This is a genomic window from Treponema sp. R8-4-B8, assembly GCF_054786175.1.
Window position 1 is genome coordinate 1 of sequence record NZ_BDHE01000074.1, and the last position, 1,860, is coordinate 1,860.

A 1,860-nucleotide genomic window follows, 5' to 3' on the forward strand; every position below is an offset into this window, starting at 1 on the left:
GTATAAAAAAGCGTTTTCCGATGATGAAGCGATAGAAATTATTATGAAAAATTCCGGCACTCATTTTGACCCGAAAATAACTGAACTTTTTTATGAAGTTAGAGATCATATAAAAATGGCAAGGGCGGACATTTAATGCGTTCGTGGTTAAAAAAAATTTTTGTCTTTATAACTCATGTGCAATTTGTCGTCGTAGTCGCCGCATTTGCCTTTATGGTTTTCTTTAGCTACAATTTTATGAGCGATATTGAGCGCGAGCATTTGCTTAACGACGTTAATTATGTAATGGATAAAGTGCAAATTTTTATCGAAGACAGAATCGGCGAGTCTGACTCGAATCCGTCCGTTATGACAAAAGATATTTCTGATTATGTTATCAATTCTCATGTCAGTAAAAACAGTTATGGGATACTTTTAGACGGCAATTTAAACGTGCTTGCCCATCCCCATCCCGCTTATATAGGCAAGAATATAAACCAGATGAACGACGGACCCGCCATAAAGAAAGAATTGGACGGGGAAAAAATAATTTCAGCAAGAAAAACTACCGACTATAACGGCGGCAAAGCCGTCCTTTTTGCAAGACGGCTGAAAAACGGCTGGTATTTGGCGATAATCGAGTATGCCGAATATTACTATAAAAGCTTAAGGCATATAGGAAAAATATTAATAATGTTAGGTGTTATTTTTGCCGGCGTTTTAAGCGCGATTTTATTAAGTATGTATGCCGCAAAAAACAGGGCGGAAGAACGCACAAAAATAATGCTGGACGCGACTCCGCTTTGCGCTAATTTTTGGGACAGCGATTTCAGGCTTATAGATTGCAATAGGGAAGCCATAAAATTATTCGGAGTGTCAAGTAAAAAGGAATATCTTGATAATTTTTTTAAACTGTCCCCCGAATACCAGCCGGATGGAAGCTTGTCTTATGAAAAAGCAATGGAATATATAGAAAAAGCGTTTGATGAAAGATATTGCCGTCTTGAATGGATGCACAGGACATTACGCGGCGAATTGATACCGTGCGAAGTTACGCTTGTCAGAGTGAAATACAGAAAAGAATCTATGGTTTGCGGCTATACGCGCGATTTGCGTGAAATCAAGGCAATGATGTCAAAAATGCGCGAAGCGGACGAATGTACGCAGGTTTTATTTGACGCTACGCCTCTTAGCAGTTTTATGGTAGACAAGGAATTAAAAATAATCGAATGTAATCAGGAAATTGTCAGAATGTTCGGGCTGCAGGTTAAACAGGAATTTATAGATAGAATGTATGACCTTTATCCCGAATACCAGCCTTCAGGAGAGGTGTCAAAAGAGCAGCTTACCGCTTATTTTGACGAGGCGTTTGAAGAAGGCCATTGCCGTTTTGAGTGGATGCATCAAAAGCTTGACGGGGAGCAAATACCTACGGAAGTTTCATTGGTTCGCGTTAAATTCAGGGGCGAGTACGCCGTCGCGGGCTTTATAAGGGATTTAAGAGAAATAAAGAAAATGATAGCGGAAATGCACAGGGCGGAAATTGCGGAAGAGAGCAGTAAGGCAAAGAGCGATTTTCTTGCTAAGATGAGCCATGAAATCCGCACGCCTATGAACGCGATTCTTGGCATTACTGAAATTCAACTTCAGGATAAAATGCTTCCGCTTGCCACGCAGGAAGCGCTGGAAAGGATTTACAATTCGGGCGATTTATTGCTTGGCATAATAAATGACATACTCGATCTTTCAAAAATAGAGGCCGGAAGACTGGAGCTTTTTATTTCCCAATATGACATTGCAAGCCTGATTCATGATACGGTAAAACTTAATATTTTACGCTGTGAAACAAAACCGATAGAATTTAAATTAATTGTCAGTGAA

1 protein-coding gene is annotated in these 1,860 nt (G+C 39.7%); it reads left to right on the forward strand.

Going from position 1 to position 1,860, the window contains the following annotated elements; all coding sequences use genetic code 11:
• Window positions 1-135 precede the first annotated feature (135 nt).
• On the forward strand, window positions 136-1,860 hold a 1,725-nt coding region (locus ACYVRA_RS06300), incomplete at its 3' end, for a histidine kinase dimerization/phospho-acceptor domain-containing protein (RefSeq protein WP_461251897.1).